Below are 7,716 nucleotides of genomic sequence, written 5' to 3' on the forward strand. Positions count from 1 at the left end.
TGCGGGTGCGGGTGCGGGTGCGGACGAGGGCGGGTGTCGGCGCCTCGGCCGGGATCGGTACGGCCGGGATTGGCACGGCCGGGATCGGCACCTCGGCCGGGATCGGCACCTCGGCCAGGATCGGCGGGACGGCCAGGATCGGTGGGATGGCCGCGATCGGCGGGACGAGCAGCGCGTCCATCCCCGCGCGCCCGCCGGTACCGCCGCCTCCCGTGATCCCGTCGGCATAGGGCGATCGACATGGGCCGATCGGCAAGGGGCGATTGGCATGGGGAGCGTGCCTAGGTCGCCGGATCTCTGACTACCGGATCTCTGACTATCTGAGTACTCGTACTCTGTTGCGGCCCCGGCCCGCAGGGAACCCTCGTACACATGACCGAGAAGCTGCTGAGCCCCCTGCGGACCCGCCCCTGGCCGGAACGCTGGCTGACCCGCGCACTCGGCGCCGCCCTCGCGTCGGCGGCGTACTTCGTCTGCGTCACCTGGACGGGGGCGTCCGCCCCGGGCGCGCTGGTCCTCGAACTGCTCCTGCTGCTCCTGGCCGGCTACTTCGGCCGCCGGGACGACCTGGCCTGGCCGCTGCTGCTGGTGGCGGTGCCCCCGGCCGGCCTGATGTACATCACCCACCCCGAGGGCTACGCCAACTGGCCCGACGAGACCGAATGGCCCCAACAGTGGGCGTTCGCGACGCTCGTGATCGGCGCGGGGGTGCTGGTGGCGTCGGCGGTGGGGAGACGTTTCCGCCCGCACGAGGAGGAGGAGACGACGGAGGGGGTCCTGTCGGCCCACGGCTGCCGAGCGGGCCGTAGCGGACGCTCTTCGTGGGGACAACGGGTGAGCGCGACGGGCGAGTTGGGCCCGCCGGGCGCCGGGCGGGGCAGGTGCTCCGGTCGCTGACGGAGTCGGTTGCGCCGGTCGGCGACCGCCCGTGACGCGAGGGTGAGTGCGGGGCCCGGGTTTCTTGGTCGGCGGGTGGTGGCCGTGCCAGGTCGGTGGGGTCTCGTGCCGGGCGGGGGTGCGGTTGGCCGACGGGCGAGTCGGGCACGCCGATTGCCCGCCGGGTGGTGACCGTACCGAGGCGGCGGAGGCTGGCGCCGGGCAGGTGCTTCCGGCTGCCGACGGAGTCAGTCGCGTCGGTTGCGCCAGTCGGCGACCGTCCACGGTACGAGGGCGACGGCGGAGTGGTGACCTGCGGGATGGGGCGTGTGGGCGGGCGGTGGACGCGCCGGGTCAACGGGGCCCGCGCCGGGGTGCGGGCGGCCGGCGGCCGAGTCGGGCTCGCCGGGCGCCGGTTGGGACAGGTACCCCGGTCGCCGACGGAGTCAGTCGCGTCGGTCCGCGATCGCCCACGACGTGACCGCGACGGCCCCGGCGACCCCGAAGACGGCCGGCCACGCGCCGACCTTCTTGGCCAGGGGGTGGGACCCGGCGAACGCGGCGACGTAGGCGACCGTGAGCGCACCGGCTGCCTTTCCGCCGGCCCGCTGGTGCCACTGCCGCGCGGCGGTCGCCCCGGCAACGGCCAGTACGACCCCGCCCAGTTGACGCTTCTTCGTCCAGCGGGCGACGCCGTACCCACCGACGAGCCCGCCCGCGGCGACGACCGCGCCGGGAACGCTGGGGACCTTGGCCATGATGTGCCTCTCCAGTAGCAGGAAACCCTAATTCGCGCGACAAGGATAACCTGTCAAATGCTTAGGGTAATTCTTTGAATTGGCGTCCCGTTGCTATGAAACCTGAAACTTATTTTATCTACGTGATGGTCCATTGAGATTTCGGTAAGAGCGTCGATAATGTTGTCAACAATCGCGCGAGCCTGCCCGCACCCGCTGACGAGCGGCGATGGGTGCTGCCCAGATGGGCAAGTGCTGCCCAGACGGGCAGGCACCCCGTTCTGGAATTTCCGGAATTACTGGAATCGAAGGAGTCGTTCGTGAGTAAGGACAGAACCCGTCTGGTGCGTACGAGACGCACCTGGCGTGGGATAGCCGGAGCCGTCACGGCAATTGTGCTGGTCGGCGGCGGCTTCGCCGTGGCGAATGCCTCGACGGACACCGGAACCGCCAAGCCGGCCGCGGGCGCCAAGCACCCGGTCGACAAGAAGGCCACCGGCACCGCCGCCGTGGTCAGCGCGGCCAACGAGTTCCTGAACACCCTGGACGCCGACCAGCAGGCCTCCACCCTCCTCGACTTCTCGCAGGCGAACGCCACCGCCTGGTCGAACCTCCCCTGCGGCTCGTCCTGCCGCCCCGGCATCCAGCTCGGCTCCCTGACGGACACTCAACTGGCCGCCGCGATGAAGGTGTTGAAGCTGGCCACGGGCACCGGCAAGAACACCGGGTACGACCAGATCACCCAGATCATCAAGGCCGACGACGTGCTCAACTCGGCCCAGAGCACCAGCTCCGCGGGCCCCGCGCCGTCGGACACCGCGTCGAGCACGGCCTCGGCGGACCCGTCCGCGACGGCGTCCCCCACCTCGACGGCCACCGACGCCCCGACCGACGTCCCGACCGGCACCCCGCCCTCCGGCGGCACCGGAGGCGGCGGCCTCGGCGGCTACGGCAGCGGCGTCTACTTCCTCGCCTTCCTCGGCACCCCCTCGACCACCGGCACCTGGCAACTGCACTTCGGCGGCCACCACTTGGCCCTCGACCTCACCTACAAGAAGGGCAAGGTGGCAGGCGCCAGCCCGTTCTTCGTCGGCGTCGAACCCACCACCTGGACGGACGACGACGGCACCACGTACGCACCGCTCGCGACCATGCGCGACGGCCTGCTCGCCCTCACCGGCAGCCTGAACACGGAGCAGTTGGCCACCGCGAAGCTCTCCGAGTCGTTCAGCGACGTACTCCTCGGCCCGGGCCAGGACGGCCAGTTCCCGGAGACGAAGGAGGGCATCAAGGTCAGCACGCTGTCCCCCAAGCAGAAGCAACTGGTCCTGAAGGCCATCCACCCCTGGATCGCCAACGTGGACGACGCCACCGCGAAGAAGCTCATGAAGACGTACGAACACGAGCTGAACCAGACCTACGTGGCCTACTCCGGCACCACCGCCCTCGACACCCAGGGCGACTACGTGCGCATCGACGGCCCCGGCGTCTGGGTCGAGTTCGTCTGCCAGAACGGCGTCGTGTACCGCGACCAGATCCACTACCACACCGTGTACCGCGACCACACCCGCGACTACGGCAGCGAGTTCACCTTCTCATGATCCGACCGCGAACTTGGCTGACCACAGCGCTACTTCGCCTGGTGGCCGGGATCGCGATCGCGGTACCGGCGACGCTCCTGCTCGGAGCGTCGCCGGCCGCCGCGCACCCGATGCCGCACTCGGTGGTCCAGCTCGACGTGTACAAGGACGAGGTCACCGCACAACTGGCCCTGCCGGTCGGCGACTTCACCACGGCCAGCGGCATCGACCTCAACACCCTCGCCTCGACGGCCCTCCCCACCAGGTCGAAGGCGATCCGCACCTACCTCGCCGCCCACATCCACCCGACCACCCTCAAGGGGGAGGCCTGGCAGGTCACCATCGGCGCGCTGAGCCTCAGCCACACCGAACAGACCTCCACCGGCCCGTACCGCGAGCTGGTCGCCAAGGCCGTACTCACCCCGCCCGCCGGCGCCGACGTACGGCACTTCACCTTCGACTACGACGTGATCGTGCACCAAGTAGTCACCCACATAACTCTGGTGACGGTACGTCAGGACTGGGCGGCCGGCCGGGTCACCGGCGACGGCGCCACCCAGGTCGGCACCATCCGCCTCGACGTCCGCCACATGAAGGTCCCACCGCTGACCGTCGACCTCGGCAAGGGCAGCGCGTGGCGAGGCTTCGTCGCCATGCTCGAACTGGGCGGCAACCACATCCTCACCGGCACCGACCACCTCCTGTTCCTGCTCATCCTGCTGCTGCCGGCCCCCCTGTTGGCAGCGGGCGGCCGCTGGAACGGCGGCCTGGCGGGCCCACGCGCCGCACTCGCACGCATCGGCCGCATCACCCTCGCCTTCACGATCGGCCACTCGGTCGCACTGGCCGCAACTGCCCTGACCCGCTTCGAGATCCCCGGCAGACCGGTGGAGGCGTTCATAGCGGCCAGCATCCTGGTGGGCGCGATCCACGCGATTCGCCCTCTCTTCCCCGGCAAGGAAGCCCTGGTGGCCGGCGTCTTCGGCCTGGGCCACGGCATGGCGTTCTCCTTCGTCCTCGCCGAAATGCACCTGTCCACAACCCAGTTGGCGACCAGCCTCCTGGCCTTCAACCTGGGCATCGAACTGGTCCAACTCCTGCTGGTCTGCCTGGCGTTGCCCTCACTGCTGGTCCTGGCCCGCCTCCGGGTACAGCCCGCGCTACGGGTGACCGGCGCGCTGATCACGGCCACGGCGGCGATCGGCTGGCTGACGGACCGCCTCGGCCTGCCCAACCCGGTGGCGAGGGCGGCGGACAGCGCCGGATCGCATACGACGGGGATGCTGACGGTCCTCGCGTTGACGGCGGTCGCGGCGATCGGCTGGACGCTGGTCGTCCGCCAACGCGGGAGCGGTCCAACGGAGTTGGAGCTGCCGACGACGACGGAGCCCGCCGCCTCCGCAGCGGCGCTGTCCAGAGTTCCGTAGCGGCGGGTGCGGGCTGAAGCACGTGAGGGTCGGCCCGCACCCCGTCCAAAAAACTTGCCGGCCCAGCATCTTTTCCCATCCGGCAAGTCGGAGTACGGTCCGGGGCGTGACGGCGGAGACAGGCCTGACGGGTCTACGTGAGCGCAAGAAGGCGCGGACACGCGCCGCGTTGGCGAGCGCGGCGATGCGGCTGGCGTTGGAGCGCGGGGTGGAGAACGTCACCGCTGAGGCGATAGCCGAGGCCGCGGACGTGTCCCCGCGCACCTTCCGCAACTACTTCTCCGGCAAGGAGGAGGCGATCGTCGCCGAGTTGGTCGACGGCATGGGGTACATCGCCGAGGGACTGCGCGCCCGCCCGGCCGACGAACCACTGTGGGAGTCGCTGCGGCACGCGCTGACGTTCTCGGCGTTCCTGCCGCCGGAGCAGTTGGAGCAACTGGCGGTCAAGGTACGGATGGTGATGGCGAGCCGGTCCCTGCTGGGCTCCCAGCTGGCGATCTTCGAGAGGCTCGGCCAGGACCTCACCACGGTCATCGCCGAGCGCACCGGAACGGACGCGCGCAGCGATCTGTACCCGCGTCTGACCGGTGTCGTGGTGGCGAACGCCCTGCGGCTGGCGGTCTTCATGTGGCTGGAGAGCGAAGGCCGCCTGGACCTGGCCGAGTTGACGGCCGACGCGCTCGCGCGAGTGCGGGCGGGGCTTCCGGAGCCGTAGGGACAACAGCGCAGTGAGGCATCAACTATGAGGAGGCATCACTCATGAACGACGCGAGACAACGGCCGCCGATCCGAAGTCGAAGTCGCCGGCGTGCCGTGCTGGCCGCCGTGGCAAGCACGTGCCTGTTCTTAGGATTCCTAGGAATTCTGGCGCCAACTGCCCAGGCCGCGCACACGGTTGGTGCGGCGACGGTCACCGGCCCGGTCACCGGAGGGAAGGGCGCAGTCGTCCTACAGGGCACGACATTCGACCTCGCGAGCGTGGGATACAGGCAGTCGGAGTTCTTCCTCTCCGGCACGGCCACCTCCTACACCTCGGCCGCGCCGCTGGGTTCGGACGGCCGCTGGAGCGTGACGCCCGCGAGCACCGCGCCGTACACGACCAGAATTGTCATGAACAGGCCATCGAACCCGGCCCGTTTCAACGGGACGGTCGTGGTGGAGTGGCTCAACGTCTCCGCCGGCCTGGACGTGGCCCCGGAGTGGATCTACACCCACAACGAACTGATCCGTGAGGGCTACGCCTGGATCGGAGTCTCCGCCCAGGCGACCGGCGTGGCCGCCACCAGGGCCGCCGACCCGGTCCGCTACGCGGCCCTGTCCCACCCGGGGGACAGCTACTCCTACGACATCTTCTCCCAGGCCGGACAGGCGGTCCGCGACTCCGCGGCCACGATCCTCGGCGGGCTCCACCCGCGCGCGGTGCTGGCCGAGGGCGAGTCGCAGTCGGCGTTCCGCCTCACGACGTACATCGACGCGGTCCAGCCCCTGGCGCACGCGTACGACGGGTTCCTCGTCCACAGCAGGGCGGGATTCGCGGCGGCGCTCTCGCAGGCGCCGCAGGCGGACGTGCCGACCCCCGCGGTCGTACGGTTCCGTACCGACACGGACGTCCCGGTGCTGACCGTACAGACGGAGACGGACCTGATGCTCCTGGGCTACCTGACGGCCCGTCAACAGGACACCGCGCGCCTACGGTTCTGGGAGGTGGCGGGCACCGCGCACGCCGACGACTACGTCGCGAACGTCGGCGCGGCGGACACCGGTGACGGGGCGGTCAGCCTGCGGGAGTTGGGGACCATGCTCGACCCGCCGACCGGCACCCCCGGCTTCTCCTGCGCCGCCCCGATCAACACCGGCCCGGCGCACTACGCCATGGACGCCGCCCAACACGCCCTGCGCAGCTGGGTCTTGACCGGCATCCCCCCGACCAAGACCCCTCAACTACAGGTGACCACAGGCAGTGACGGCACACCGGCGTTCGTCCTGGACGCCAACGGCAACGCCACCGGCGGAGTCCGCACCCCCGCGGTAGACGCACCGGTCGCCGCTCTCTCGGGCCTGGGTCAGACGGGTTCGGCGCAGTTCTGCTTCCTGTTCGGTACGACAACTCCCTTTAGCGGCGCGAAGCTTGCCGCCCTGTACCCCACGCACGCGGAGTTCGTGCGGCAGTGGGTCACTCGAACGGCGGCTGCCGTCGCGGCCGGGACGATCAGGCCGGCGGATGCGGCGGACCTCGTCGAGGCGGCGGTGAGGTCCGACATCGGGGGCTGAACGGGAGGGGCGGGTGCGGCTCGGGAGCCGCGCCCGCCCGTCCACTCAGTGCTGCCTGATCGGTCGGCTCACGAGGAGAGCCACTCCGTGGCGTTGAGGGCGAGGGCGGCGTTGGTGGCGCCGGTGTCGTTCCAGCCGTCGTAGAGCGTGTTGCCGGACTGCCCGGTGCCGTCGTCGATCGGCGAACTGTCGCCCCAGAACGCCACCTTGCCGCTCCCGAAGGTGCTGGTCGCGAAGAAGGCGCCGGTGTTGCCGGAGTAACCGCTGCGGTACAGCAGCCCCTTGGCGGCGGAGTTGTCGGCGGGCTTGATCGTGGCGGTCGTACCGTTGGCGATCAGGCTCTTGGTGACGGTACCGAAGGAGCCGTGCAGCACCGGGTTGCTGCTGTCGGAGATGGCGGCCGGGTACCCGGAACTGATGTTCAGCGAGTCGATGGAGAACCCGAACGGGTCCGTGGAATCAACGCTGTTGTTCGTCATCAGGTCGTTGAGGATCTGGACCGCGTCGTACCCGTCGTTGTTCCGGTCGGACCCGGTGTGGTCGGAGATCATGAACAGCCCGCCCCCGGCCTTCACGAAGTTCATGATGGCGGTCTTCTCGGCGGTCGTGAACTTGATGTTCGGCTCGGGCAGCACGAGCGTGTCGAAGTTCGAGAGGTCGTTCGCCGACGAACCCCCGTAAGTCAGCGCGCTGGTGGCGGTCTTGAGGCTGTAGTCACCGGTCTTCTGCAACGCGATGCCCCACGACGACAGCGCCCCGGTCCAGTCCTTGTCGGAGGAGGGAGAGGAGTCCTGGGCGAGGGGGTCGGGCTTGCTGGTGGAGATG

General features: G+C 69.8%; 6 protein-coding genes and 2 pseudogenes. 5 read left to right on the forward strand and 3 right to left on the reverse strand.

The window, feature by feature from the left end; all coding sequences use genetic code 11:
- Nucleotides 1-181, reverse strand: a pseudogene (locus tag JHN63_RS43770) (hypothetical protein); the annotation flags it as partial.
- Between the two features lie 191 nt (nt 182-372).
- Between JHN63_RS43770 and JHN63_RS43775 the strand changes: the two are divergent.
- The gene (locus tag JHN63_RS43775; protein ID WP_307782126.1) at nt 373-897 is read left to right on the forward strand and encodes a hypothetical protein; all 525 of its coding nucleotides are present in this window, start codon (nt 373-375) and stop codon (nt 895-897) included.
- Between the two features lie 425 nt (nt 898-1,322).
- Here the strand turns inward: JHN63_RS43775 and JHN63_RS43780 are convergent, their stop codons facing one another.
- Nucleotides 1,323-1,634 (reverse strand): hypothetical protein, encoded by a 312-nt coding sequence (locus JHN63_RS43780; RefSeq protein WP_200690706.1) that lies wholly within the window; start codon nt 1,632-1,634, stop codon nt 1,323-1,325.
- A gap of 299 nt (nt 1,635-1,933) precedes the next feature.
- Here JHN63_RS43780 and JHN63_RS43785 point away from each other — a divergent pair, with 299 nt between their 5' ends.
- From JHN63_RS43785 to JHN63_RS43800, 4 genes are all read left to right on the forward strand, one after another.
- On the forward strand, nt 1,934-3,214 hold the full coding sequence (locus JHN63_RS43785; RefSeq protein WP_307782127.1) for a DUF3500 domain-containing protein: 1,281 nt from the start codon (nt 1,934-1,936) through the stop codon (nt 3,212-3,214).
- A gap of 41 nt (nt 3,215-3,255) precedes the next feature.
- Nucleotides 3,256-4,620 (forward strand): HupE/UreJ family protein, encoded by a 1,365-nt coding sequence (locus JHN63_RS54465; protein WP_200690707.1) that lies wholly within the window; start codon nt 3,256-3,258, stop codon nt 4,618-4,620.
- A gap of 106 nt (nt 4,621-4,726) precedes the next feature.
- A complete protein-coding gene (locus JHN63_RS43795) occupies nt 4,727-5,335 on the forward strand; it encodes a TetR/AcrR family transcriptional regulator (protein ID WP_200690708.1) in 609 nt (202 codons plus the stop codon).
- Nucleotides 5,336-5,379: 44 nt separating this feature from the next.
- A complete protein-coding gene (locus JHN63_RS43800; RefSeq protein ID WP_234478591.1) occupies nt 5,380-6,891 on the forward strand; it encodes an alpha/beta hydrolase domain-containing protein in 1,512 nt (503 codons plus the stop codon).
- 74 nt (nt 6,892-6,965) lie between these two features.
- Here JHN63_RS43800 and JHN63_RS43805 read toward each other — a convergent pair.
- Nucleotides 6,966-7,716 (reverse strand): annotated as a pseudogene (locus JHN63_RS43805) (hydrolase); the annotation flags it as partial.

The sequence above is a fragment of the Streptomyces sp. MBT65 genome (assembly GCF_016612545.1).
Lineage (GTDB): Bacteria > Actinomycetota > Actinomycetes > Streptomycetales > Streptomycetaceae > Streptomyces.